21 protein-coding genes and 4 pseudogenes are annotated in these 23,921 nt (G+C 71.1%); 17 read left to right on the forward strand and 8 right to left on the reverse strand.

Features of this window, described 5'->3' with window-relative positions; all coding sequences use genetic code 11:
- The first annotated feature begins 19 nt into the window (after window positions 1-19).
- A pseudogene (locus tag E4N62_RS42250) lies at window positions 20-1,193 on the forward strand (IS701 family transposase).
- Window positions 1,194-1,518: 325 nt separating this feature from the next.
- Here the strand turns inward: E4N62_RS42250 and E4N62_RS42255 are convergent.
- Window positions 1,519-2,436 (reverse strand): GlxA family transcriptional regulator, encoded by a 918-nt coding sequence (locus E4N62_RS42255; protein ID WP_230223410.1) that lies wholly within the window; start codon window positions 2,434-2,436, stop codon window positions 1,519-1,521.
- Window positions 2,437-2,446: 10 nt separating this feature from the next.
- Window positions 2,447-3,049, reverse strand: coding sequence for an isochorismatase family protein (locus E4N62_RS42260; RefSeq protein ID WP_230223412.1), 603 nt, complete (start codon window positions 3,047-3,049; stop codon window positions 2,447-2,449).
- Between the two features lie 256 nt (window positions 3,050-3,305).
- On the opposite strand from E4N62_RS42260, the gene E4N62_RS42265 reads away from it, so the two are divergent.
- From E4N62_RS42265 to E4N62_RS49940, 5 genes and pseudogenes are all read left to right on the forward strand, one after another.
- Window positions 3,306-3,680 carry a hypothetical protein gene (locus E4N62_RS42265; protein ID WP_230223414.1) on the forward strand — a complete coding sequence of 125 codons (375 nt, stop codon included), beginning with the start codon at window positions 3,306-3,308 and terminating at the stop codon, window positions 3,678-3,680.
- A gap of 193 nt (window positions 3,681-3,873) precedes the next feature.
- Window positions 3,874-4,212: pseudogene (locus E4N62_RS42270) on the forward strand (ArsR/SmtB family transcription factor); the annotation flags it as partial.
- Window positions 4,213-4,346: 134 nt separating this feature from the next.
- Complete coding sequence (locus E4N62_RS42275; RefSeq protein ID WP_045561349.1) at window positions 4,347-4,586, forward strand: hypothetical protein; 240 nt, start codon at window positions 4,347-4,349, stop codon at window positions 4,584-4,586.
- Entirely contained in the window at window positions 4,586-4,969 is a 384-nt protein-coding gene (locus tag E4N62_RS42280; RefSeq protein WP_184903038.1) for a toxin Doc, read from the forward strand. The genes E4N62_RS42275 and E4N62_RS42280 overlap by 1 nt, the downstream gene beginning before the upstream one ends.
- Before the next feature lie 6 nt (window positions 4,970-4,975).
- Window positions 4,976-5,427, forward strand: a pseudogene (locus E4N62_RS49940) (cellulose-binding protein); the annotation flags it as partial.
- Between the two features lie 58 nt (window positions 5,428-5,485).
- On the opposite strand, the gene E4N62_RS42290 reads toward E4N62_RS49940, so the two are convergent.
- The 3 genes from E4N62_RS42290 to E4N62_RS42300 form a co-directional block, all read right to left on the reverse strand.
- On the reverse strand, window positions 5,486-6,619 hold the full coding sequence (locus E4N62_RS42290) for a cellulose binding domain-containing protein (RefSeq protein ID WP_230223416.1): 1,134 nt from the start codon (window positions 6,617-6,619) through the stop codon (window positions 5,486-5,488).
- Between the two features lie 225 nt (window positions 6,620-6,844).
- Window positions 6,845-8,182 carry a ferric reductase-like transmembrane domain-containing protein gene (locus E4N62_RS42295; protein WP_374117220.1) on the reverse strand — a complete coding sequence of 446 codons (1,338 nt, stop codon included), beginning with the start codon at window positions 8,180-8,182 and terminating at the stop codon, window positions 6,845-6,847.
- A 65-nt stretch (window positions 8,183-8,247) separates the two neighbouring features.
- The gene (locus E4N62_RS42300; RefSeq protein ID WP_230223418.1) at window positions 8,248-8,925 is read right to left on the reverse strand and encodes a hypothetical protein; all 678 of its coding nucleotides are present in this window, start codon (window positions 8,923-8,925) and stop codon (window positions 8,248-8,250) included.
- Between the two features lie 124 nt (window positions 8,926-9,049).
- On the opposite strand from E4N62_RS42300, the gene E4N62_RS42305 reads away from it, so the two are divergent.
- The 3 genes and pseudogenes from E4N62_RS42305 (at window position 9,050) to E4N62_RS42315 (ending at window position 11,446) form a co-directional block, all read left to right on the forward strand.
- Window positions 9,050-10,210, forward strand: a complete 1,161-nt coding sequence (locus tag E4N62_RS42305) for a PP2C family protein-serine/threonine phosphatase (RefSeq protein WP_230223421.1) — start codon at window positions 9,050-9,052, stop codon at window positions 10,208-10,210.
- Between the two features lie 97 nt (window positions 10,211-10,307).
- On the forward strand, window positions 10,308-10,478 hold the full coding sequence (locus E4N62_RS42310) for a hydrophobic protein (protein ID WP_184904102.1): 171 nt from the start codon (window positions 10,308-10,310) through the stop codon (window positions 10,476-10,478).
- 97 nt (window positions 10,479-10,575) lie between these two features.
- Window positions 10,576-11,446, forward strand: a pseudogene (locus tag E4N62_RS42315) (phosphatidylserine/phosphatidylglycerophosphate/cardiolipin synthase family protein).
- A 105-nt stretch (window positions 11,447-11,551) separates the two neighbouring features.
- On the opposite strand, the gene E4N62_RS42320 reads toward E4N62_RS42315, so the two are convergent.
- From E4N62_RS42320 to E4N62_RS42330, 3 genes are read right to left on the reverse strand one after another with little or no spacing between them, the layout of a single operon-like run.
- Window positions 11,552-13,861, reverse strand: a complete 2,310-nt coding sequence (locus E4N62_RS42320; RefSeq protein WP_230223423.1) for an FtsX-like permease family protein — start codon at window positions 13,859-13,861, stop codon at window positions 11,552-11,554.
- Window positions 13,862-13,864: 3 nt separating this feature from the next.
- Window positions 13,865-14,614: an ABC transporter ATP-binding protein gene (locus tag E4N62_RS42325; protein ID WP_230223425.1), complete on the reverse strand. Its 750-nt coding sequence runs from the start codon at window positions 14,612-14,614 to the stop codon at window positions 13,865-13,867.
- Window positions 14,611-15,129 carry a PadR family transcriptional regulator gene (locus E4N62_RS42330; RefSeq protein WP_184903048.1) on the reverse strand — a complete coding sequence of 173 codons (519 nt, stop codon included), beginning with the start codon at window positions 15,127-15,129 and terminating at the stop codon, window positions 14,611-14,613. The genes E4N62_RS42325 and E4N62_RS42330 overlap by 4 nt, the downstream gene beginning before the upstream one ends.
- Before the next feature lie 124 nt (window positions 15,130-15,253).
- Between E4N62_RS42330 and E4N62_RS42335 the strand changes: the two genes are divergently transcribed.
- From E4N62_RS42335 to E4N62_RS42370, 8 genes are all read left to right on the forward strand, one after another.
- Window positions 15,254-16,519: an ABC transporter substrate-binding protein gene (locus tag E4N62_RS42335; RefSeq protein WP_230223427.1), complete on the forward strand. Its 1,266-nt coding sequence runs from the start codon at window positions 15,254-15,256 to the stop codon at window positions 16,517-16,519.
- A gap of 196 nt (window positions 16,520-16,715) precedes the next feature.
- A complete protein-coding gene (locus E4N62_RS42340) occupies window positions 16,716-18,362 on the forward strand; it encodes a glycoside hydrolase family 13 protein (protein WP_374117221.1) in 1,647 nt (548 codons plus the stop codon).
- A gap of 95 nt (window positions 18,363-18,457) precedes the next feature.
- The gene (locus E4N62_RS42345) at window positions 18,458-19,792 is read left to right on the forward strand and encodes an ABC transporter substrate-binding protein (protein ID WP_230223432.1); all 1,335 of its coding nucleotides are present in this window, start codon (window positions 18,458-18,460) and stop codon (window positions 19,790-19,792) included.
- Window positions 19,793-19,797: 5 nt separating this feature from the next.
- Window positions 19,798-21,153: an ABC transporter permease subunit gene (locus tag E4N62_RS42350; RefSeq protein WP_230223433.1), complete on the forward strand. Its 1,356-nt coding sequence runs from the start codon at window positions 19,798-19,800 to the stop codon at window positions 21,151-21,153.
- On the forward strand, window positions 21,150-21,995 hold the full coding sequence (locus E4N62_RS42355; protein WP_230223435.1) for a carbohydrate ABC transporter permease: 846 nt from the start codon (window positions 21,150-21,152) through the stop codon (window positions 21,993-21,995). Before E4N62_RS42350 ends, E4N62_RS42355 begins: the two co-directional genes overlap by 4 nt.
- A gap of 122 nt (window positions 21,996-22,117) precedes the next feature.
- Window positions 22,118-22,618 (forward strand): hypothetical protein, encoded by a 501-nt coding sequence (locus tag E4N62_RS42360; protein ID WP_230223759.1) that lies wholly within the window; start codon window positions 22,118-22,120, stop codon window positions 22,616-22,618.
- The gene (locus E4N62_RS42365) at window positions 22,615-22,968 is read left to right on the forward strand and encodes a transcriptional regulator (RefSeq protein ID WP_230223437.1); all 354 of its coding nucleotides are present in this window, start codon (window positions 22,615-22,617) and stop codon (window positions 22,966-22,968) included. Before E4N62_RS42360 ends, E4N62_RS42365 begins: the two co-directional genes overlap by 4 nt.
- A complete protein-coding gene (locus E4N62_RS42370) occupies window positions 22,965-23,912 on the forward strand; it encodes an ABC transporter ATP-binding protein (protein ID WP_230223439.1) in 948 nt (315 codons plus the stop codon). The genes E4N62_RS42365 and E4N62_RS42370 overlap by 4 nt, the downstream gene beginning before the upstream one ends.
- Window positions 23,913-23,921: the final 9 nt, after the last annotated feature.

The raw sequence follows: 23,921 nt of genomic DNA on the forward strand, positions 1-23,921 counted from the left end.
CTCTGTCGTTGGTGTGGTCATGGGTGGGGACCTTGCTGATGTCAGGTTGTGGGCGGGTGAACTGGGTGCTCTGCATGAGCGGTTCGTGCACCAGTTCAAGCCAGGAGCCGTCAGTCAGGCTGGCACGTGCGTGGGCTGGTTGCGCCGCTGCAGCTCAAGAACGGCTGGACGCTGGCGGAGCAGGACACGCGGGTCCCGATCGCATCCACCGGCTGCTGAACCGGATTGAGTGGGACGCCGACGAGGTCCTGAACGACGTACGCGACTACGTGGTGGAACACCTCGGAGACAGCGATGCCGTCCTGATCGTCGACGACACCGGCTTTCTGAAGAAGGGCGTCCGTTCGGCCGGGGTGCAAAGGCAGTACTCCGGCACCGCCGGCCGCACGGAGAACTGCCAGATCGGCGTGTTCCTCGCCTACGCCACCGGCCGCGGACGCACGTTGATCGACCGCCGTCTGTATCTGCCCACGTCCTGGACGGACGACCGGGAACGCTGCCGCCGGGCGGGCATCGACGACCACGTCGCCTTCGCCACGAAGGTGGCCATGGCCAAGGCGATGGTCCGCCGGGCCATCGCCGACAAGATCCCGTTCGCCTGGGTCACGGCGGACGCCGCCTACGGCTACAGCAAGGGCTGGCGGTTCGAGCTCGAGCAAGCGGACGTCTTCCACGTCATGGCCACCACCCGGCACGACACCGTCGTCACCCGCTGGTCCATCGACCACCCCGTCCACGACCTGTTCCCCGGCCTGCCCCGGCAGAAATGGAAACGCCGTTCCTGCGGCGAGGGAGCACATGGCCGACGGATCTACGACTGGGCCCGCGTCGAAGTGAGGCCCTGGCACCGCGAGGACCGCCGGCACTGGGTCCTCGCCCGCCGCAGCGTGAGCAGGCCCGAGGAGATCTCCTACTACATCGCCTACTGTCCCGCCGACACGACGCTGGACGAGCTGATCCGCATCGCGGGCAGCCGCTGGGCGGTCGAGGAATGCTTCCAGACCGCCAAGCAGGAATGCGGCCTGGACGACTACCAGGTCCGCCGCTACCCCGGCTGGCACCGCCACATGACTCTGGCCATGGCCGCCCACGCCTGCCTGACCGTCCTGCGGGCCCGACAGCTGGACACGGACAAAGCAGAAACGGATCCTCCCAGCTCATCCACCTCAGCCTCGCCGAAATCCGACGCCTGATAACCCGCCTCACCAACCGCCGACCAGCACCGGTCGACCACATCCTGCACTGGTCCCACTGGCGCCGCCGACGCCAGCACCAAGCCCGCATCAGCCACTACAAACGACGCGGACACAGCCCCTGAACTGCCCAGTACTCAGAACAAGCACCGTTGCAGTACTAGGGGGTGTTTCGAAAGTCTTGTGCGGTGCCCGCGGTGTCCGGTGCGTGCTCTCGGCGTGCCGGACGAAAGCCCTCGTACTGGACGTACTTGGGGTTTCGGCCGGTGCAGCGAGAGTGCGTGCCGGGCGCCGTGGGTGCTGTGCGGGACTTCCGAAACACCCCCTAGGGCGTCTGCCACGCGCGGGCGCGAAGGCGGCGCAGCATGCGGGCGTCCTCGAAACCGACCGAGCGGGCGGCCGCGTCGACCGTCGCACCGTGGCTGATCAGGTGCTCGGCGCGCTCCAGACGCAGGGTCTGCTGGTAGCGCAGCGGGGTGAGACCGGTGGCGCGGCCGAAGAGCCGGGTCAGGGTGCGTTCGCTGACGCCGACCGCCGCGGCCAGACCGGTCAGCGGGAGAGGCCGGTCGAAGCGGGTGTCGATGAGGTCCTGGACGCGGTGCACGGTGTCGTCGAGGTGGGACCGGTGCCGGAACATCGCGCTGGACTGCGGCTCGTTGCCGTTGCGGCGGGCGTAGACGACCATGTCGCGTGCGACCTGGGCGGCGACGGCGGGTCCGTGCCGTCCGGCGACGAGGTGCAGGGCCAGATCGATGCCGCTGGCGATACCGGCCGAGGTGATCACCCGGTCGTCGGCGGTGAACAGGACGTCGCGGACGACGACCGCCCCGGGATGGCGTAGAGCCAACTCGTCCTGCACGTCGTGGTGGGTGGTGCAGCGGCGGCCCTCGAGCAGACCGGCCCGGCCGAGCGCCTCAGCGCCGGCACAGACGCTGGCCACCGTGCCGCCGCGCGCGTGGTGGTCGGCCAGCGCCCTGAGGGAGGCGTCGGTGACGGCGGGCGAGTCGGCCAGGGTCACGGTCCGCCAGCCGGGCACCACGATCAGGTCCTCGGGTGCGAGGTCGGGCCAGTCGGTCCGGGCCGTGAGGGGCAGCCCCTGGGCCGAGGGGACCTGCGGCCGTTCGGCGACGTAGGTGAGGGTGTAGGGGTGCCCGAAGTCGGCCGCGGTGGAGAAGACCTGCGCGGGTCCGGCCAGGTCCAGCAGATGGACTCCGGGCACCAGGAAGAAGACGATCCGGCTCACGATGCGGTCATCATGCCGGAAGGTCCGCCGCGGCCTCCAGCTCGTCGACCGTCGCGATGGTGGCGAAGCGGCCGGCGAGGGCGTACTCCGTGCGGCGGACGACCTCGTCGGCGGGCAGGGTGCGGGGGTCGGCGAGCAGTTCGGCGACGGTCTGGTCGGCGGGGGCGTCGCGGTGCGGGATCGGGTGGGTGGCGGTCGCGTCGACGACGAACGTGACCAGGTAGCCGAGGTCGCTCGCGAGGCGGGCGGTGGTCTCCACGCACTGCTCGGTGCGGATGCCGCAGACGGTGAGTTCCCGGACCCCGCGTTCGGTGAGGAGCTGCTGCAGGTTGGTGGTGCTGAAGGCGTTGTGGGAGGTCTTGCGGAGCAGTGGCTCCTCGCCCTCCCGGCGCTCCAGCCCCGCCTGCAGCCGGACGTGGCCGAGAGCCGGGTCGAAGACGTCGCCGCTCCCGGGTTCGGCGTGCAGGACCCACACCACCAGGTCCCCGCCCCGGCGGGCCAGTCGGACCAGCCGGTCCACCTTGTCGGCGACCTTTGGATCGGACACCGCCTCCCACAGGGGATCGGCGCGGAAGGACTCCTGGACATCGATGACGATCAGTGCTCGGGTCATGTCCCCAGCCTCGGCCGTACGGCCCCGGCCGCGACAGGCCGCATCGGGTCCCTGAGCGGACCGATCCGGTCAGTCGCCCTGTGCGGTCGTCCGGCGAACACAGACGATCGCAAGTGATCCGTGGGCGCGGTGATGTGGGACTGCGTCGTTCAGTAGCGGAACTATGCGGGTGCCGTCGGCGGGCAGCTCGTACGTTCCTCATACCGGCGGAGAGGGCACTGCCCGAGCCGCGCAGCGAGCGACAGGAGATGCCGACATGGCCAATGTGGAGATTTCCCTGAAGGAGATCATGACCTCGATCGAGGGTTCCCTGGGGACCGCGCTCGTCGACTACACCAGCGGTATGGCGCTGGGCACGCTGGGGGGCGGAAAGGATCTCGACCTGACGGTCGCGGCGGCGGGGAACACGGACGTGATCCGCGCCAAGACCCGCACCATGGAACACCTCGGACTGACGGGGGCGATCGAGGACATGCTCATCACCCTCGGCGGTCAGTACCACATCATCCAGCCGCTCAAGGGCCGCGGCGGCAACGGACTCTTCCTCTACCTCGTGCTCGACCGGACGAAGTCGAACCTGGCCATGGCCCGCCACCAGCTCAGGCGCATCGGGGCCGAACTCGACGTGTAGAAAAACGCGTTCTGCATGGCCTCGCACGCCCATGAGTTGAAGATTTCTTCAAGTGGACATATCCAGATCGGGTCAATCCCATGGGTGTGCGGGGCCGGATCCACGAGGATGGGGACGTAGTACGGCCTGCGGTGGCACACAGGCCGCCGTGCCCACGGAGTCCGTCGAAAGCGGCAGGGAGCGAGCGATTCTCATGCAGGTGCCCCTCTATCAGGCGAAGGCCGAGTTCTTCCGGATGCTCGGGCACCCGGTGCGCATCCGGGTCCTGGAACTGCTCCAAGGCGGCCCGCTGCCCGTACGCGACCTGCTGAGCGAGATCGAGATCGAGCCGTCCAGCCTCAGTCAGCAGCTGGGCGTCCTGCGCCGCTCCGGCATCGTCGTCTCCATCCGGGAGGGCTCCACCGTCAGCTACGCCCTCGCCGGCGGCGACGTGGCCGAACTGCTCCGCGCGGCCCGCCGGATCCTGACCGAACTGCTCGCAGGCCAGAGCGAGCTGCTCGCCGAACTCCAGCAGGCGGACCTCCCGTCGGCCCTGCCCCGGACCCGGTCGGCGGAGGCGTCCGAGCCTGTGCCGCAGACGGTGGCGCAGGCCCGGTCGGCGGAGGCCTCCGAGCCCGTGCCAGAGACGGTGGCGCAGGCTGGTGCCAAGTAGGTACCATGCCGGGTATGCCATCACTGAACGTGTCCTTCACGGACGAGGAAATGGAAGGTGTGCGGGCAGCCGCGGCGGCCGAGGGCAAGAGTCTGAAGCAGTACATGCACGATCTCGGGGTCCGCGAGATGCACCGCAAGCGGTTCGTCGCCGGCGCCACCGCGTGGGCGGACCGGCTGCGCGGCGAGTTCGACGAGGCATTCCCCGACGAGGTGCCGCCGTCCCAGCGCGATCAGGGAGTCACCGCCGCCTGATGAGCGAGACCCTGTACGTCGACGTCTCCTGGCTGCTGGACGTCCAGGAGGCCGCCCTCGGCGGCGAGGACGTGTCGGTCACGGACTACTCCGCCCTGGTGGCGGCAGTCGCCCGGCACAAGACCCGGATGCCCACCCTGGAGAAGTCCAACCCCGACGCCGCCTGGCGCGCGGCCGCGCTGCTGCACACCATCGCGCGCCTGGAGCCGCTGCCGCACCGCAACAGCCTCGTCGCCGCGTTCGTCGCCGCCCAGTACATGGAGCAGGCGGCACAGGGCATCGATCCGCCCTACGGCGCCCTGTCGGACCTGATCAGGAAGGTCCGTGAGAGCCGCCTGACCATCTACGAGGTCGCGGACACGCTGCGTTCCTGGAGGATCTGACCCGGATACGGCGCCGCCATGACGTCCGCGCTCGCGTGTTCCCGGCCGACGGTCTTCCGCGCGGTCGCCGTCCAGAACGGCGGGCAGCTCAGCGGATGCGCCGGTGGCACCCAGCCCGTCGCCCACCTCGGTGTGCACTGCATCCGGGACACCGTCCTCGGCGTCTCCGGCGGACGGACGATGCGCGACCGGTTCGTCGGGAACAACGGCTGCACGGCCAGAACCCGCCCGAACCGGTGCGCCGCCGCCTGACGCACCGGGTCACCACCTACTCGGGGTGCGCGGCCGGACGCCCGGTCGCCTGGGCCGCGTTCGACGGCGGGCACATCGCCGCCCCGCAGGACGGCGCGATCGGGGACAGCGGCTCCAGGACCTGGCTGCCCGGGGAGCTGTGGAGGTTCTTCACGCAGTTCCGGAACTCCACCGCGTCGCCCGGGACGTCGGCCTCGACGAAGTGAGGACGTGAACCCGCGGGCCGGCGCCGGACGCCGTGCGGGCGTCCGGCGCCGGTCGTGTTCAGGTCCGGGTGCAGGCGGTCCCGTTCAGGCTGAAGCCGGCCGGCGCGGCGAAGGTGCCGCCGTATGTGCCCTGGAACCCGAAACTCTGCGCGGCACCGGGGGAGATGCTCGCGTTGTGCGTCAGGGCGCTCGCCGTGACCGGGCCCGAGGACGCGGAGAAGGAGGCGTTCCAGGCGCCGGTGACGCTCTGGCCGGAGGGCAGCGTGAAGGCCAAACGCCAGTTGTCGACGGGCGCCGATCCGGTGTTGGTGACCGTGACGTTCGCGGTGAAGCCGCCCTGCCACACGGTGGTGGCGTACGACACCGCGCAGGCCGTGCCACCGCCCGGGGTGCCGGGGCCGCCCCCGCCGGTCTCCACGGTGGACGAGAAGGAGTTCACGGTCAGCCCGGTGCCGTTCTGCCAGGGTTCGAACCCGGCCTGGACGCTGGTCAGGTACCAGTTGTTCTGGGCCAGCCCCCGGGACACTGCCTGACGGACGAAGTCCATGACGTCGAAGCTCCAGCTCGTGATCGCCGACAGGGCGACGAAGGACAGCACGTCGTTGGTGCCGTTGCCGCCCGACCACACCTGCCAGGAACGTCCGCCCACGGTCGCCGTGCCCACCTGGGAGCCGATGGGCTGGATCGGGCCCACCTTGTTGAACCAGATCATGATCTCGGTCCGGTTCACGCCGTCGGTACGGGGCGTCGGGTCCAGCCAGATGTCGTACGAGGCGTTGTAGACGGCGTCGCCGACATAGCCGTACGAGATGCTGCTCGGCGCGCTGGAGATGCCCGAGAGCTGGGCGGGCAGACGGGTTCCCGGCGAACAGTTGGTGTAGTGGCAGCCGTTGAAGACGGAGGGGTACGACTTCGGGGCGCCGTTGGTGGGGACGGAACCGTCGGCCCGGGTGACCCGGAAGCCGGTGTCCGTGGTGGTGACGCACTGGGGTTGGCTCGTGCCCCAGCGGTTGTTCTGGACGACGTAGCGCCCCTGGATCACGCTCGATCCGTACTGCTCGCAGACGGTCGTGTCGGCCTGGGCCGAGGGCGTGGCGGCGAAGAGCGCCGCGATGGTCGCGAGCGCGGTGACGAACGCGGCCAGTGCGCGGCGCGCAGTGCGCGGGAGACGGGGATGGGGTGACGGTCGCATGGGGGACCTCTTCTCGGAGGTACGGCCGGGACATGGGGTGGCTCGGGCGCTCCTCGGTCCCCCCGACTGGGAGCGCTCCCATTTCCGTTCTGCTCCGGACTGTAAGAGCACGGGCATGCCCCTGACAACCCCGCTGCGACGGGTCGTCGCACGGGCGAGGGCCGTCGGCGCGGTGCCCCGGCACCGGCAGGGACCCTGTCGGCGCCGGGACGTACGGCCGTGTCGTCAGGCCAGGCCGAACCGTTCGGCGTGCACCTGCCGTCGGGGGACCGCCAGTTCACGCAGTGCGCCGAGCACGGCCGCGGTCATCGAGGGCGGGCCGCAGACGTACACGTCGCGGTCGGTGATGTCGGGGACCAGAGCCCGCAGACTGCCCGGCTCGAACGGCGGTGTTCCCTCGCCCCTGCGACCGGTCAGCAGGTGCAGTCGCCCGCCGCGGGCCGCGACCAGCGCCCGTACCTCGTCGACCAGCACGGCGTCCCTCTCGCTGCGCACCCGGTAGAGCACGACCACGTCACCGGTCGCTTTCTCCTCCAACAGGGAACGGACGGGGGTGATCCCCACCCCGCCCGCGATCAGCAGGGCACCGGGCCGCGTCCGGTGCAGCGAGGTGAACGCACCGTACGGGCCCTCGACGAACGCGCGGCTCCCCACCGGGAGTTCGCGCAGTCCGGCGCTGCCGCTGCCGACCGCCTTGGCGGTCAGCCGCAGCGTCCGACCGTCGGGCGCCGCCGACAGCGAGAACGGATTGGCCAGCCACCAGTGGTTGTGTCCGGGAAACCGCCAGACGCAGAACTGGCCCGCCCGGGCCGGCAGCCGGTCGAGGTGGCGGCCGGTGACGTGCACCGACACCACGTCGTCCGATTCCGGTACGACCGCCGCGACCTGGAACCGGTGGTAGGCGTTGCGCCACACGGGCAGGACGATCCGGCCCGCGACCAGGGCGCCGAACGCGAACAGCCACAGGGCCCACCAGTAGGCCCACGCGAACGAGGAGGAGGCGAACGTCGTGGTCTCCAGCAACTGGTGGACGAAGGCCAGCCCCAGCGCCAGGTACAACAACAGATGCAGGCCGTGCCAGGTCTCGTACCGCAGCCGCCGGCGCACCGCACGGGCGGAGACCGCGGCGACCACGACCACGATCGCCGCGGCCAGCATCCCGAGCAGGGAGGCCGGCACCCCGGCCAGCGCGAAGAAGGTCTTCGCCATCGACGCGTCGTCGAGCCTCGCGTAGCCCAGCACCACCAGCACGGCGTGGGTGAGGAGCGTCCACAGCAGGGTGAAGCCGACCCACCGGTGCCACACCGTCAGCCGGTCCATGCCGATACGACGGTCGAGCCACGGCAGCCGGGCCACCAGCAGCAACTGGAACAGCATCAGCACGGCGGCGTGCAGACCGAAGAACTTGGCGACCGTGAGCACCCCGTTCTTGCCCGTGCCCGTCGTGGCGAACAGGATCTCGACGATCGCCAGGTTGACCACGACGAACGTCCACAGCGCCCAACGCGCCGCGGTGACAGGAGCTATGGTGCCGTGCCGCACCCTCGTACTCGTCGCGTCCACCGCTTCCCCTCCGGTTCATATGAAGTACTCCGCCCGCTCCCGACGGGATCGCGGGGATCGGGCGCTCAAAATGCGCCAAGTCCCCGTGGGCGGAGCAAGAATAGGGAACGTGGCAAGAAGTAGACCCCGCTGGGCCGAGACTGGTTCCTCCTCGTTACGCAGCACGTCAGTTCGGCCGTCACGGCGCCCGCATCCTGCTCCGCGGCCCAGGTCCGCAGCAGGGTTTCGGCCTCTTCCCGTGACAACGGGCCACGTGCGAGACACAGATCCTGCAGATGGCGAGTGGCTTCGTAGGTCGCCGCCCACCGAGCGGTCCGGCCTGCCGACCGCCAGCCGTCCATGTCCTGTTCCCGGCCGAGCCCCAGCTCCTGGAACAGGTCGTGAGGGGCCGCCTCTTCGGAGCCCTCCACCACGACATCGATCAGAGCGAGCGCGGCATTGATCGGCCACTCCTCCCGTGGACCGGTGAAGTCCCGGGTGTGGGCCGGACCCCAGACCTTCGCGCCGGCGCGCCACACGGCGGCGCTCTGGTGACCCACACCTCCGTGGAAATCCGCCTCCACATGGGCGATCGGCCCGCCCCGGGACCAGTCGCGCAGCATCGGCTCCGCGAGGAGGTGGGGCGTGACAGGAACCAGCCCCACGCCCCGGCGGAGCGGGACGACATCCGCGTCCCGCATCCCGGCGGTCTCGCTCCTGAGCAGATCGAAACGTCCCACGACGGCGTTGAGCTCGTACGGCATTCCCGCAGGGTAGACGCACAACGGCAGCGCGCGTGACGCGGGCTGTGACCTCCTTCTCGTGAGCCCGTCGGGTGATGTCACGAAAACTCGGGGAAGAAGGTGCGGCAACCGATCGGAGGTTGTCGTGGAAGGTGCAGACCTGGAACTGGGTGAGTTGTTGGCCGCTGCGGAGGCGGCCCCGCCCGGCGATTCCGTCGAAGTGGTGGCGCACGATCTGCAGAAGCGGCTGGGCGCGGAGCGCGTGTCGTTTCTGTTCGTCGACCTCATGGGGCAGCGGCTGGTACGGCTCCCCGCGCCCGCGGACGAGTGGGTGGACCGGAGCGAGCCGATCGATCTGCACGGCAGCGTCTACGACGACGTACTGCGGAGCCAGCGCCAGTACATCGAACCGGACGGACAGGGCGGACAGCGCGTCATCACGCCGGTCACCAACCGCGGCGACTGCATCGGCGTCCTGGAGGTGACCCTGCAGCACACCGCGGACACCGTGCTCCGGCAGGTCCGCGACGCGGCCCACGCGTTGGCCTACATCATCGTCACGGACCGCCGCTTCACCGATCTGTACCACCTGGGCAGACGGACCACCCGCACCAGTCTGGCCGCCGAGATCCAGCACCAACTGCTGCCCTCGTCGTCCTGCTGCGAGGCGGCCCAGTTCACCCTCGCGGCCGGGCTCGTCCCGGCCGACGACATCGGGGGCGACACCTACGACTACACACTCGACCGAGACACCCTGCACCTGTCCATCACCGACGCCATGGGCCACGACACCCAGTCCGCCCTGCTCGCCACGTTGTTGGTCGGCGCGCTACGACACGCGCGCCGCGGCGGCTGTGACGCCCTCGCCCAGGCCGAGCACGCCCACCAGGCCCTGCTGCGCCACAGCCGGGGCCTGGCCACCGGGCAGTTGCTCTGCGTCGAACTGGCGACCGGCCTGTGCGAACTGGTCAACGCCGGACACCCCTGGCCGCTGCGGCTGCGTGACGGCACGGTCGAAGAGGTCGCACTCGCCGTCAACCTGCCCTTCGGAGTGTCGGCCCCCGTCCCCTACCGCGTACAGGAACTGCGGCTGCGTCCCGGCGACCGCCTGATCCTGCTCACCGACGGGATGCAGGACCGCGGCGCGGCGGCCGCCGATCTGGTCTCGGTGCTGAAGGACACCCGCGACCTGCATCCGAGGGAAGTCGTCCGCAGCCTGACCGCCGCCGTACTCGACGCCTGTCACGGCCACCTCAAGGACGACGCCACGGTCCTGGTGCTGGACTGGCACGGCAATCCCGAATGAGAGCCCCCGTGCCCCAGTTGTGCCTTCACAAACAAGGAAAGATGGGGGATTGGTGAAGCATTGGCAGGGCAATCGAGGGTGCAGGAGGTTGATGACAATGGTTCCCCTGCTTCTGGTTCTGCTTCTCGCCGTGATCCTCTTCGGTGCGGGTTTCGCCCTCGAAGTGCTGTGGTGGGTGGCTCTCGTCGTCCTGGTGCTGTGGCTGCTGGGCTTCGTGATGCGCTCCACCCACGCCGGTGGTGGCCGTGGCCGCTGGTACCGATGGTGACGCGGGCGAGATGCCGACGGCCATGACCCGTACGCGAGACACGACCGGCACAAGACAGACGCCCGAGTCGGCTCCCCCACTCATCGAAGGCCCCGGCATGCCGTCCGTGGAGGACCGCGTCCTGCGCCCGCGCCGCCGACTGGAACGGCTGATAGGAGTCGCGGCGACCGAGGGCAACGCGCTCACCGCGCTGCGCGACGGGGACGAGATCTTCGCCGCGATGCTGGGCGCGATCCGTCGTGCCCGGCACACGGTGGACATGATGACGTTCGTGTACTGGAGGGGGGACATCGCCCGCGAGTTCGCCCAGGTGCTCGCGGAGCGGGCCCGCGCCGGGGTGCGGGTACGGCTCCTCCTGGACGGGTTCGGCAGCCGGCTGATCGAGACCGAGCAACTGGAGACGATGGAGCCGGCCGGTGTGCAGGTGGCCTGGTTCCGTAAGCCGCTGTATCTCTCACCAGCCGCTGTATCTCTCACCGCTCAAACAGAACCACCGCTGCCACCGCAAGGTCCTCGTCGTCGACGAGGAGACGGCGTTCACTGGCGGGGTGGGCATCGCCCAGGAACGGTGCGGTGACGCGCGTGACGAGAACGAGTGGCGCGACACGCACGTCGAGGTCCGCGGGCCCGCGGTCGACGGCATAGCCGCCGCGTTCGCGCAGAACTGGGCCGAGTGATGCGGAGTGAGGATCCACCAGTACCGGCCGACGATGATGCACGCGAAGGTCGTCACCGTCGACCGCGTCGCCGCGCTGATCGGTTCGACCAACTTCAACCGCCGCTCCCTCGACCACGACGAGGAGCTCATGCTGGCCGTGCTCGACGAGGAGTTCCCTCGTACCCTCGACGCGCACTTCGAGGCGGACATCGCGTCGAGCGACGCCATCCTGCCCGGCCGGTGGAAACGGCGCTCCGTCCTCCAGAGGGCCCGGGAGACCGCGGTACAGCCCATCCGCCGCTTTCTCTGAGCGTGACGACAGGCGACCAGGAAGCCGCGGGATCGGGAGGCCGGGCGACCGGAGGCCGGGGTTCGGGGGCCGGGATCAGAGGTCCGGGTGTCTGCGTGCGTCCCGCTACGCCACCGCGCTCAGCGTGTCCGCGAGGCGTCGGCGGGACGCGCGGGCCGCGGGTACGGCGGCCAGGGCCAGTGCCCCCAGGAGCGCCGCCGCACCGAAGGCGGTCAGCGCCAGGAGGGAGGGCCCCTGCGCGATGCCGGCCCCGATGCCGCTCGACCTGCCCTGCGCGTCGATCAGCCATCGCGCGAGGGGGAGCCCCAGGACCAGGGCGACCGTGAGCGCGGCCAGGGCGGTGCAGCCCGTGGCGGTCACGGTGATCGCGGTGATCTGCCGCGGTGACAGCCCGGCCGCCTTGAGCGCCAGCAGGTCCCGTTCGCTCTCGCGCACCGTGCCACCGATGACGGTCAGCAGCTCGACCAGACCGATCAGCGCGAGAACGCCCAGCAGGCCGATGACGACACCCCGCAGCGGCGAGAGGCCGTCGGCGGGGTTCGTCACGGCGTGCGCCTCCAGCTGTCCTCGGCCCGCCGCGCCGGTCAGATCGGCCGCGACCGCCTGCGGATCGGCGTCGGGGCGCAGCCGCAACTGGTAGAGCGTGGAGCGGAGTGCGCGGTCGTTCTCCCGGAGCGTGTCGAGGGAGGTGGAGATGACGCGGCCGGCGTTGTCCGGTTCGATGCTGCGGCCCACGATGTGCAGGATCTGCGGCCGGCCGCCCACCGTCATGCGCACCCAGTCGCCCACGCGCACGTCCAGCAGGTCCAGCAGCCCCTGCCCGGCCACCGCCTCGTCGGGCCCCCGGGCGGTACGGCCCTCGGCGAGGGCGAAGGGGAAGGGGTCCTCGTCCGTGCCGAGGCCGCGCAGCGCGATCGTCGCCGTCTGCCCCGGCACGAGGGCGGCCACCTCGACACCGGGGTGGACGGCGGTCACGTCCGGATGACGGGCCAGGAGAGCTTGCGTGGCCGCGGCGTTCGCACCGTCGTCGGCACGCACGGTCAACGCGGCGGGCAGGCCCATCCGCTCCGGGTGGCCGTGGAAGCGGTCGATGGTCGTCCACGCGCTCAGCGCCACCACGATCAGCGTCAACGGCAGCGCGAGCCGCCCGACGGTGGCCAGGGTGCGAGGTCGGCGGGTGAACGCCTTGTGCCAGCCGAGCACCAGCGCGGGCGGCAGCCGCAGGGCGAGCGCCCGGCGTGCCGGCGCGGACAGCGGCCCGCCGGCCGGCAGGGCGGCCCGGGGCACCGGCACCGGCGGGACCCGCCCCGCCCGCCAGGCCGCGAGGCCGGTGGTCGCGCCGATGAACAGCACCACCGCCACCGGCACCACGACGAGGGCCGCCGTGTGCCCGGGCAGGCCCTGCCACACATCGACCGCGTCGCCGAGCCGGCCCGGCAGCCGGGGCGCCAGCGCCTCGGTCAGCACCGCCGCGGCCACCGCCCCCAACAAGGCGTGGGCGAGGTGCTGGAGCAGGAAGACACCCACCAGCTGGCCCGGGGTGAACCCGATCGCCTTCAGGATCGAGATGTCCCGCAGATGCCCCCGGACCCGGGTGCCGATCGCCCCGTGCACGGCGAGTCCCGCGGCGACCAGCGCGCCCAGCCCGAAGAGCCCCAGCACCTGGCCGAGCAGCCGGTCGTCGCCCTGGGCCTCGGACCGGGCCTGCTGCCAGGAGGAGACCTCGCTGACGGCACCGGCCCCGAGCAGGGTGACGGCCCGCTGGACGGCGTAGTCGGTGGCGTCCGGGTCGGTCAGCCGCAGCCCGATCACGTGGCCGCCGCCGGACCCGGGGCCGGAACGGGGCAGGACCGCGGGCGCCGCCCACACCACTCCGGGCCGCTCGCCCCTGCGGTAACCGGGCTCGGCGCTGTCGGCGACACCGAGGACGGTCAGTGTCCCGCCGCCGCCCGGCAGGGTGAGGACGTCCCCGGGACCGGCCAGCAGTGCCTGGGCGAGGCCGCTCTCCAGCACCACCCCGTCCGACCTGGCGGGATCCAGCCAGCGTCCGGAGGTGAGCAGCGGGCGGCCGGTGACGGGCCGCTCGCCGGTGCCGCGCAGCTCGACCGAGGCGCGTGTGCCACGCGAGGCGAGCGTGGTGGCGGCGGTGGGGTAGGGGCCCGCGACGGCCTCGACCCCGTCCAGGTCCTCCAGCGCGGTGAGGTCGGAGGCCTCGGCGGAGGCGGCGGTGTGGATCCACACATGGGCGCCCCGGGACTGCGTGAAGACACGCTGCCAGGGGTTGGTGGCGTAGCCGAAGAGGGCCGCCGCCAGCAGCAGGGAGGTGACGATGCCGACGGTGGCGAGGACCAGGAACAGCGCCTCGCCGCGATGGGTCCGCAGGTCCGAGTGCGCCCAGCGCAACATGGCTCGCATCGGTCAGTCCTTCAGCTCCAGCACGGCGGGCACCCCCGCGCCGGGCGTCGGCGTGCCGTCCAGCTCGACGTCGTCGGCTATGCGGCCGTCGAAGAAGCTGATGACCCGGTCCGCCGCGCTCGCGAGCCGGGCGTCGTGCGTGACCAGGAGGATCGTCTGCCCCCGCCGGTGGAAACGGGACAGCACCCGCGTCACCTCACGGGTCCCCTTGCTGTCCAGGCTGCCCGCGGGCTCGTCGGCCAGCAGCAGCGGGGGATGGTTCACCAGGGCGCGGGCGAGCGCGACGCGCTGCTGCTCGCCGCCGGACAGTTCGCCCGGCATGCTGCGCTCCTTGCCCGTGAGCCCCAGCTCCGCCAGCAGCTCCTCGCGCTCGGCGCGCGCCTTCTTGGCGGAGACCCCGGCCAGCAGCGCCGGCAGTTCCACGTTGTCCGCGACGGACAGGTCGGAGACCAGGTTGAAGAACTGGAACACGATGCCGATACGGCGACGCCGCTCGACGGCCCAGCGAGCCTCGCCGTAGTCGTCCGTGAGCTCGCCGCCCAGCCAGATGCTGCCGCTGTCCGGCCGCTGCAGTCCGCCGAGCAGATGCAGCAGCGTCGACTTGCCCGCCCCGGAAGGGCCGGTGACGGCCACGAACTCGCCCTGCCGTACGCACAGGTCCACTCCGCGCACGGCATGGGCGGGCGCGCTCTGCCCGTGATGGGTCTTGACGAGGCCCTCGGCCCGCAGCACAGGGATGGGGGCGTCGCTCACCCGGGCTCCTCCAGCTCCTCCTGGCAGCGCTCCAGCCAGTCGAGGTCGGCCTGGAGATGCAGCATGGCGCCCTCGATCAGCAGCCGGGAGACACGGTTGTCCCGGCCGTTCTCGGCTGTGGAGAGCTTCGACAGATTGCGCATGGTGTTCAGGTAGTGGCGCCGTTGTCTGTTGATCAGGGCGATCTGGTCGGCGAGACCGGTCCGCGGGGCGAGCGCGAGCTTCATGAAGAACTCGTCCCGGACCCGCGGCTCGTCCGCCGCCTCCTCGAACCAGGCGCGCAGCGCCTCCCGCCCGGCGTCGGTGAGGTGGTAGATCTTCTTGTTGGGCCGGCTCGACTGCTCGACCTCCTCGCCCTCGATCAGGCCCGACTTCTCGAGGCGGCCGAGGGTCACATAGATCTGGCCGACGTTCGGCTGAGGGTACGCGGCGCCCAGGAGTTGCTCAAGGTCCTGCTTGAGCTCGTAGCCATGGGCCGGGCCGCGCGCCAGCAGGGCCAGGAGGGGCAGGCGCACTCGAGCTGTCCTCCTCGCAGCCTCGTATTGTGTTCCAGGCCCTAGTATCGCCCATACCTAACAGGTATACATGGCCTCTGACTCCGGGCGAAGGTGCCCGGTGCCGGTGTACAGGGAGGAACCTATGCGGTGGATACGCGCCGCCGGTAGGGGCCTTCTCGTCCTCGCGGTCGTTCTGGCCGGTTACGGCGCCTCCGGCGCCCAGGCCGACGGCGGACTCAGGGGCCGGGGTCCGCTGACCCTCGCCACCGCGGGCGACCTCACCGGCTATCTCGGTCCCCTCCTCCAGGGCTGGAACCGCGCTCATCCCGGGGAGAAGGTCACCCTCGTCGAGCTGCCGGACTCCGCCGACGAGACCCGCGCCCAGATGATCACCGATCTGCGCGCCGGCGAACGCGGCCGCTTCGACGTCCTCAACATCGACGTCACGTGGACCTCGGAGTTCGCGGCCGCCGACTGGATCCGCCCGCTGCCGAGGAACCGCTTTCCGCTCGGCAGCTTCCTCCCGCCGGTCGTGGACACGGCCACGTACGACGGCCGCCTCCACGCCGTCCCGTACGTCACCAACGCGGGCCTGCTCCTGTACCGCTCGGACGTCCTCGCGCAGGAGGGCCTGCCGCCGCCCCGCACCTGGGCCGAGCTGGAGCACTACGCGAAGACGATCGCGCCCCGGCACGGACTGGACGGCTACGCGGGCCAGTTCCTGCCCTACGAGGGCCTCACCGTCAATGCGGCCGAGGCCGTGTACTCGGCGGGCGGCACCATCCTCGGCGACGAGGGCCAACGCGTCACCGTCGGCTCGGCGGCCCGCGAGGGCATCGGCTTCCTCGCCCGCGGTGTGCGCGAGGGCTGGATCCCCCGGGAAGCGCTGGAGTACAAGGAGGAGGAGTCCCGGCAGGCGTTCCAGGACGGCCGGCTGCTCTTCCTGCGCAACTGGCCCTACGCCTACGTCAGCGCCTCCGCCCGGGGCTCCGCGGTCGCCGGGAAGGTCGGCGCCGTGCCGCTGCCGGGCCCCGACGGGCCCGGGACCAGTGTGCTCGGCGGCTCCAACCTGGCCGTCAGTGCCCACGCCGAGCACCCCGACACCGCCGCGCGCCTGATCGCGTACCTCACCGGCGAGCGCGTCCAGCGGCAGGTCCTCACCCGGGGCGCCCTGCCTCCCGTACGCGCGGAGCTGTACGAGGACCCGGAACTGGTGCGCAGGTTCCCGTACCTGCCGACGCTGCGCGCGAGCGTCCTCGCGGCCGCGCCACGTCCGAAGAGCCCGCGGTACGACCAGGTCAGCATGGTCGTCCAGGCGGTCGTGCACGACGCGATGGCCGGGCACCGGACGTCCGAGGAGACGGTGCGGCGGCTGACCCGCGAACTCGCCGCCATCTCCCGGGGCTAGTCCTCCGCGCATTTCCTGTGACCGTCCTAGTTACATGTTAGGTAACGCAGGGGTCTCATATGGCGCCCGGATGCCCTGATAAGTCAGCATTTAAATCCCCAACTCCTCGGTAGCTTCTGTCAACTCGTTGACACCTGTGTGACACGCCTACCTAACATGCATGCATAACCGTCAGGTCGCACAGACAGGTCAACGGGTGAGCTCCAAGCACATCGACACACGTCGCTGGTGGCGCGACGCAGTGATCTACCAGGTGTACGTCCGCAGCTTCCTGGACAGCACGGGCGACGGCGTCGGCGATCTCGCCGGCGTCCGGGCCGGACTGCCGTACCTGCGGAAGCTGGGCGTGGACGGGATCTGGCTGAGCCCCTTCTACCCGTCGCCGCAGCACGACCACGGCTACGACGTCGCCGACTACCGCGATGTCGACCCGCTCTTCGGCGACCTCGCCGAGTTCGACCTGCTCGTGGCGGACGCCCGGCGGCTGGGCATCAGGATCCTGCTCGACATCGTGCCCAACCACTGCTCCAGCGAGCATCCCTGGTTCCGCGAGGCGCTCGCCGCGCCGCCCGGCAGCCCGGCCCGGGCCCGCTTCCACTTCGCCGACGGGCGGGGACCGGACGGGGCAGAGCCGCCCAACAACTGGCACGCCATGTTCGGCGGACCCGCCTGGTCCCGCGTCACGGAGGCCGACGGCGGCGCCGGCCAGTGGTACCTGCACATGTTCACGCCCGAGCAGCCCGACTGGAACTGGCGCGACGCCGAGGTCGGCGCGTACTTCGACGGCGTCCTGCGCTTCTGGCTCGACCGGGGCGTCGACGGCTTCCGCATCGACGTCGCCGCGGGGCTGTTCAAGCACCCCGAGCTGCCCGACTCGCCGGACCCCGAGGCCGACGCCCGCACCCGTGACTCGGTCAACCCGCTCGCCTGGAACCAGCCCGAGGTCCACGACGTGTGGCGACACTGGCGCGCGGTGTGCGAGGAATACACCGCACGCGACGGCCGTGAGCGGCTCCTGGTCGGCGAGGTCTCCGTACCGACGGCCCGCGAACACGCCCGCTACGTCCGCCCCGACGAACTGCACCAGGCCTTCTTCTTCGACCTGCTGAGCGCCTCCTGGGACGCAGACGCCTTCCGCAAGGTCATCACCGAGGCCATGCAGGACATCGCCGGCACCGGCTCGACCGTCACCTGGGTCCTGAACAACCACGACCAGGTCCGTACCGTCACCCGCTACGGCGAACCGGCCACCGAGGGCAGCGGTCTCGGCGCCGCCCGCGCCCGCGCGGCGGCCCTGCTGATGCTGGCGCTGCCCGGCGCGGCGTACATCTACCAGGGCGAGGAGCTGGGCCTGCCCGAGGTGGTCGACCTGCCCGACGACGTGCTCACCGACCCGATCTTCCGCCGCACCGGAAGCCGCGCCCGCATCCGCGACGGCTGCCGGGTCCCGCTGCCGTGGTCCGGGCAGGCCTCGCCCTTCGGCTTCACCTCCGGGGTGGAGGGCGCCAAGCCCTGGCTGCCGCAGCCCGAGTACTTCGCCGAGTACGCCACCGACCGGGCCCTCGCCGACACCCGCTCCTTCTGGCACCTGTACCGCGACGGACTGCAATTGCGCGCCGCCCTGCCCCAGTTGGGCGAGGGCACGCTGCGCTGGCTGGACACCCCGCCCGGAGTCCTCGGCTTCGTCCGCGGCGACGGCCTGGTCTGCGCCGTCAACTTCGGTACGGCGCCCGCGCCGGCGCCCGTCTCCGGCACCCCTCTGCTGTCCAGCGGCCCCTGCCCGGCCGGGGTCCTCCCCGGCGCCACGGCCGCCTGGTGGATCGGCGACGACACCGATTCCTGAACCCCGCACCCCGGCCTCCCCACCGGACCGACCCGTCGTCCTGGCCGTCCGCTCCATCACCTTCCGCTCCATCACCTTCCGAAGGGACATCGACGATGATGCGACCACGTACCACCCTGCCCGCGAGCTGTACCGCCCTCGTCCTCACGCTGGCGCTCGGCGCGACCGCCTGCGGTGGCGGCGACCCCGTCTCGGCGGGCGGCGGTGACAAGCCGCTGAGCGGCCGGACCGTCTCCGTGGCCGGCGTCTGGTCCGGCGCCGAGCAGAAGAACTTCCAGAAGGTCCTGGACGCCTTCACCGCGAAGACCGGCGCCAGGACGCAGTTCGTGTCCACCGGCGACAACGTCTCCACCGTCGTCGGCAGCAAGATCGAGGGCGGCAACGCCCCCGACGTGGTGATGGTCCCGCAGGTCGGCGTGCTCCGGCAGTTCGCCGAGGCGGGCTGGCTCAAGCCGCTGTCCGCCACCGCCGCCAAGTCCGTCGACGCCGACTACGCCGAGGTCTGGAAGGACTACGGCAGCGTCGACGGCACCCTGTACGGCCTGTACTTCAAGGCGGCCCACAAGTCGACCGTCTGGTACAGCCCCGACGCCCTCGACCAGGCGGGCGTCCAGCCGCCGAAGTCGTACGAGGAGATGCAGAAGGCGGGGCGGACCGTCTCCGACTCGGGCCTCGCCGCGTTCTCCGTCGCCGGACAGGACGGCTGGACGCTCACCGACTGGTTCGAGAACGTCTACCTCTCCCAGGCCGGCCCCGAGAAGTACGACGCCCTCGCCGCGCACGAGCTGAAGTGGACCGACCGGAGCGTGGTCGACGCACTCACCACCCTCGGCGACCTCTTCGAGGACAAGCAGCTCCTCGCCGGTGGACAGAAGGGCGCCCTCAACACCGACTTCCCCGGCTCCGTCGAGAAGGTGTTCGGCCCCGAGCCCGAGGCCGGCATGGTCTACGAGGGCGACTTCGTCGCCGGAATCGCCAAGGACCAGTTCGGCCGGAAGATCGGCGAGGACGCGAACTTCTTCCCCTTCCCACCGGTCGGCGGCGGTAAGGCACCCGTGGTCAGCGGCGGTGACGCGGCCGTCGTCCTGAAGGACGGCAAGAACACCGAGGCCGGCATGGCCCTCCTGGAGTACCTGGCGACCCCCGAGGCCGCCGCCGTGTGGGCGGAGGCGGGCGGCTTCCTGTCCCCGAACAAGGGACTCGACCTCTCCTCCTACGGCGACGACGTCACCCGGACGACCGCCGAGTCCCTGATCGCGGCCGGGGATTCGGTGCGCTTCGACATGTCCGACCAGGCACCGGCCGCGTTCGGCGGCACGAAGGGCGCGGGGGAGTGGAAGATCCTCCAGGACTTCCTGCGCGACCCGTCCGACCCGCGGGCGACCGCGGCCCAGCTGGAGAACGCCGCGGCCAAGGCATACAAGGGCTGACCGGGATGACCGCCACACTCACGAAGGTGGCGCCCGCGCCCGCCGCCGGAAGCGCCGCACCCCAGCGGCGCGCCCGGCGGCGGGGCCGGACCGTCGCCCTGCTCTTCGTCCTCCCCGCGCTGGTCCTGCTCGGCGCCCTCGTCCTCTACCCGGTGCTGTTCTCGGTCGGCCGCAGCTTCTTCGACGCCTCCGGCACCCGGTTCGTGGGTGGCGACAACTACACCGAGATGTTCCGCGACCCGGCCACCCTCAAGGCCGTGCGGAACACCACCGTCTGGGTCGTGGTGGCGCCCGCCCTGCTCACCGGGCTGGGGCTGATCCTCGCCGTACTGGTGGAGAAGGTCCGCTGGGCCACGGCGTTCAAGCTGCTGCTCTTCATGCCGATGGCCGTCTCCTTCCTGGCCGCCGGCATCATCTTCCGGCTGGCCTACGACGAGGACCCCGACAAGGGCGTCCTCAACGCGGCGGTCGTCGGCGTCCACGACGTCTTCCGGGGCACCTCCTCGTACCCCACGGCCCGCGCCCGTGACGGCCAGGGCCTCACGGAGGGCGCCGACGGCTCGTACCGCACGACCGCGACCGTGTCGCCCGGCGACACGGTCGCCCTCGGACTGGTCGGCGTCGCGCCGAAGGACCTCGACGGCGCCGAACCCGCCCACGCCGCGGCGGCACGCGCGGCTGACCGCGGCGAACTGCGCGGCGTCGTCTACCTGGACTTCACCCCCGGCGGGGGCGGGAAGCAGGGCGCGGTGGACCGCCGGGAGAGCGGACTGCCGGCGATGACGGTCGAGGCGGTGCGGGAGGGGAGGACGGTCGCGAGCACGACCACGGCGGCCGACGGCTCCTTCCGCTTCCCCGGCCTGGAGGCGGGCGCCTACACCGTCACGCTCCCCGGCTCGAACTTCGCCCCGCCCTACGAGGGCATCTCCTGGCTCGGTCCGACCCTCGTCACCCCGGCCGTCATCGGCGCCTACCTGTGGATCTGGACCGGCTTCGCGATGGTGCTCATCGGCGCGGGCCTGTCGACCCTGCCCCGGGACACGCTGGAGGCGGCACGGATGGACGGCGCCAACGAGTGGCAGGTGTTCCGCCGGATCACCGTGCCGCTGCTGGCCCCCGTGCTGACCGTGGTCTTCGTGACCCTCGTCATCAACGTGATGAAGGTCTTCGACCTCGTCTACATCATCGCGCCGGGACCGGTGCAGGAGGACGCCACCGTGCTCGCCACCCAGATGTGGCTGGTGTCCTTCGGCGGCGGCAACGACCAGGGGCTCGGCAGCGCGCTCGGCGTCCTGCTCCTGCTGCTCGTCGTCCCCGCCATGGTCTTCAACGTCCGCCGCTTCAAAGGGAGTCAGCGATGAACGCCACCGCGCTCAGGCGGGCGCTCGGCAACAGTCTCGTCCAGGCCTTCCTCGTGGTCGTCGGCCTCATCTGGCTCACCCCGCTCGCCGGACTGCTGCTGTCCTCCCTGAGATCCACCGAGGACACGGCCAGGGGTGGCTGGTGGACGGCGCTCACCAGCCCCGGTCAGCTGTCCTTCGACAACTACTCCGCGCTGCTGGGCAACGCCGGCATCACCCAGGCGTTCTGGAACACGGTCCTGATCTCGGTGCCCACGACCGTCCTCGTCGTCGTCATCGCGGCCCTCGCCGGATACGCCTTCGCCTGGCTGGACTTCCCCGGCCGCGACCCGCTCTTCCTGCTGGTGGTCGCCCTGTTGGTGGTTCCGGTGCAGATCGGCCTGCTGCCGGTGGCCAAACTCTTCGGCCAGCTCGGGCTGTTCGGGACCATCCCGGGAGTCGTCCTCTTCCACGTCTCCTACGGTCTGCCGTTCGCGATCTTCCTGCTGCGGAACTACTTCGCCGAGATGCCGAAGGAGATGCTGGAGGCGGCCCGCATGGACGGCGGCGGTGAGTGGCGCATCTTCACCCGTCTCGTCCTGCCCGTGGGACGGCCGGCTCTAGCCAGTCTCGCCATCTTCCAGTTCCTGTGGGTGTGGAACGACATGCTGGTGGCCCTCCTGTTCGCCGACAGCTCGGCGCAGCCGCTGACTGTGGAACTCCAGTCGCAGATACGGCAGTTCGGCAGCAACATCGACGTACTGGCGCCGGGGGCCTTCCTGTCCCTGATCGTGCCGGTCGCCGTGTTCTTCGCCTTCCAACGGCACTTCGTCCAGGGGGTGATGGCGGGATCCGTGAAGTAGCGCGGGTACCGAGCCGAACATGCCGAACGTGACGCGCTCCCGACTTGCCCGCTGGGAAAGTCGGGAGGTAGCTTTCCTTCCAGGAAAGTCGAGTTGGCGAGGGAGGGGCGAGCGACGTGGGCATGCCGGTGGACGCCGAACAGGCGTGGAGGGATCTGCAACGCATCCGAGTGCCGCAGGAGCGGGTGTACGACGAGTTCGAGCACACCGTGTCCGGCGGGCGCCGCATGACCTACGGCACGGCCGCGCTCATGTGGGTGTTCCTCGCCGGCGTGGGCATGGACCTGCCCCAGTGGGGCGTCGGAGTGTTCATGGCCGCCTATGCCGGCCTGTTGGGCCTGCTGGTCGTGATGATCAGCCGCAGGAGCCGGATGCGACTGCACCACACGCGCTGCCCCGGGCGTATGTGGGCCGCGTTCGGTGCGGCGGCCGTGCTGGTCGGCGGGACGATCGTGCTGGCGGACCACCTGACCGAGTGGCTGGAGCCGATCTACGCCGGCCCCCTCCAGGCCACGGCGGCGGTGACCGTGTACCTGCTCTCCCTCGGTCCCGCCAACCGCTGGGCGGCCGACTCGGTGCGGCGCGGCGGCGAACCGGCTGCCGACGAGGAGGCGGGCCGATGAGCACCCCCGCCGGCTTCGACGAGTTGATCCACCCCGCCACCCGGCTGTCGGTGGTCGCGCTGCTCGCCGCCACCGAGTGGGCGGACTTCGCGTTCGTCCGCGACAGCCTCTCGCTCAGCGACTCCGCGCTCTCCAAACAGCTGCACACCCTGGAGGAGGCCGGCTATCTGGAGCTCCAGAAGGAGGGCGGCGGCCGCAAGCGGCGCACCCGGGTCCGGCTGACCGACCGGGGCCGCACCGCCTTCGAGGGGCACGTCGCGGCGCTCCGGGCCATCGTCGAGGGTGCGGGTGCCCCGGTGACTTCCGAAGCGCCGTCAGGACAGCGACGCCACTCGGGGGCGGGCCGATGACGCAGGAACACACAGCCGCCCGGCCGGTCGTCCACGCGCGCGACATGACGATGACGTACGGCGACACGGACGTCCTTCACGGCGTCGACCTGGACATCCACCGCGGCGAGGTCTTCGCGCTGCTCGGACCCAACGGCGCGGGGAAGACCACCACCGTCGAGATCCTGGAGGGTTTCAGGCGGCGTTCCGGCGGCGAGGTGAGCGTCCTCGGCACGGACCCGGAGCGGGGCGACGACACGTGGCGCGGCCGGATCGGACTGGTCCTGCAGTCCTGGCGCGACCATGGCCGCTGGCGGGTCGCCGAGTTGCTGGGGCACTTCGCCGAGTACTACCCCGACCCGCGCGACCCGGCCGAAGTGCTGGCTCTGGTCGGTCTCACCGAGCAGGCCGGGCGACAGGTGGACCGGCTGTCCGGCGGCCAGCGTCGGCGGCTGGACGTCGCGCTCGGCATCGTCGGCCGCCCCGAACTTCTCTTCCTGGACGAGCCGACGGCCGGCTTCGACCCGGAGGCCCGGCACGAGTTCCACCTTCTGGTGGAACGGCTGGCCCGCGCCGAGGGTGTCACCGTCCTGCTCACCACCCACGACCTCGTGGAGGCCGAGCGGCTCGCCGACCGGCTCGCCATGCTGGTCGGCGGCCGGATCCGGGCCTGCGGCACGCCCGCCGAACTGGCCCGGCGCGCCGCCGCCCGGGCGGAGGTCCGCTGGACGGCCGACGACGGGACCTCCCGCCGCGAACGCACCGCGGACCCCTCACGTCTGGTCTGGGAACTCCATCGGCACGCGAACGGCCCGATCACCGACCTGGAGGTCCGCCGCCCGACGCTGGAGGACACCTATCTGCACATGGTGCGCCAGGAGGCCGACGGCACGCACGGGGACGAGAACGAGAACGAGGACGGGAACGAGGACGCGGGCGCGGACGGAGAGGCGAGGGTCGCATGAGGACGACAC

Source organism: Streptomyces sp. MNU76, from assembly GCF_020982545.1.
Taxonomy (GTDB): Bacteria; Actinomycetota; Actinomycetes; order Streptomycetales; family Streptomycetaceae; genus Streptomyces.

Coding starts and splice junctions, on each gene's coding strand:
- E4N62_RS42260 (WP_230223412.1), bottom strand. CDS start 3,049: ATGACCCGAGCACTGATCGTCATCGATGTCCAGGAGTCCTTCCGCGCC.
- E4N62_RS42265 (WP_230223414.1), top strand. CDS start 3,306: ATGGCCAATGTGGAGATTTCCCTGAAGGAGATCATGACCTCGATCGAG.
- E4N62_RS42275 (WP_045561349.1), top strand. CDS start 4,347: ATGCCATCACTGAACGTGTCCTTCACGGACGAGGAAATGGAAGGTGTG.
- E4N62_RS42280 (WP_184903038.1), top strand. CDS start 4,586: ATGAGCGAGACCCTGTACGTCGACGTCTCCTGGCTGCTGGACGTCCAG.
- E4N62_RS42290 (WP_230223416.1), bottom strand. CDS start 6,619: ATGCGACCGTCACCCCATCCCCGTCTCCCGCGCACTGCGCGCCGCGCA.
- E4N62_RS42300 (WP_230223418.1), bottom strand. CDS start 8,925: ATGCCGTACGAGCTCAACGCCGTCGTGGGACGTTTCGATCTGCTCAGG.
- E4N62_RS42310 (WP_184904102.1), top strand. CDS start 10,308: ATGGTTCCCCTGCTTCTGGTTCTGCTTCTCGCCGTGATCCTCTTCGGT.
- E4N62_RS42320 (WP_230223423.1), bottom strand. CDS start 13,861: ATGCGAGCCATGTTGCGCTGGGCGCACTCGGACCTGCGGACCCATCGC.
- E4N62_RS42335 (WP_230223427.1), top strand. CDS start 15,254: ATGCGGTGGATACGCGCCGCCGGTAGGGGCCTTCTCGTCCTCGCGGTC.
- E4N62_RS42345 (WP_230223432.1), top strand. CDS start 18,458: ATGATGCGACCACGTACCACCCTGCCCGCGAGCTGTACCGCCCTCGTC.
- E4N62_RS42350 (WP_230223433.1), top strand. CDS start 19,798: ATGACCGCCACACTCACGAAGGTGGCGCCCGCGCCCGCCGCCGGAAGC.
- E4N62_RS42355 (WP_230223435.1), top strand. CDS start 21,150: ATGAACGCCACCGCGCTCAGGCGGGCGCTCGGCAACAGTCTCGTCCAG.
- E4N62_RS42360 (WP_230223759.1), top strand. CDS start 22,118: ATGCCGGTGGACGCCGAACAGGCGTGGAGGGATCTGCAACGCATCCGA.
- E4N62_RS42365 (WP_230223437.1), top strand. CDS start 22,615: ATGAGCACCCCCGCCGGCTTCGACGAGTTGATCCACCCCGCCACCCGG.
- E4N62_RS42370 (WP_230223439.1), top strand. CDS start 22,965: ATGACGCAGGAACACACAGCCGCCCGGCCGGTCGTCCACGCGCGCGAC.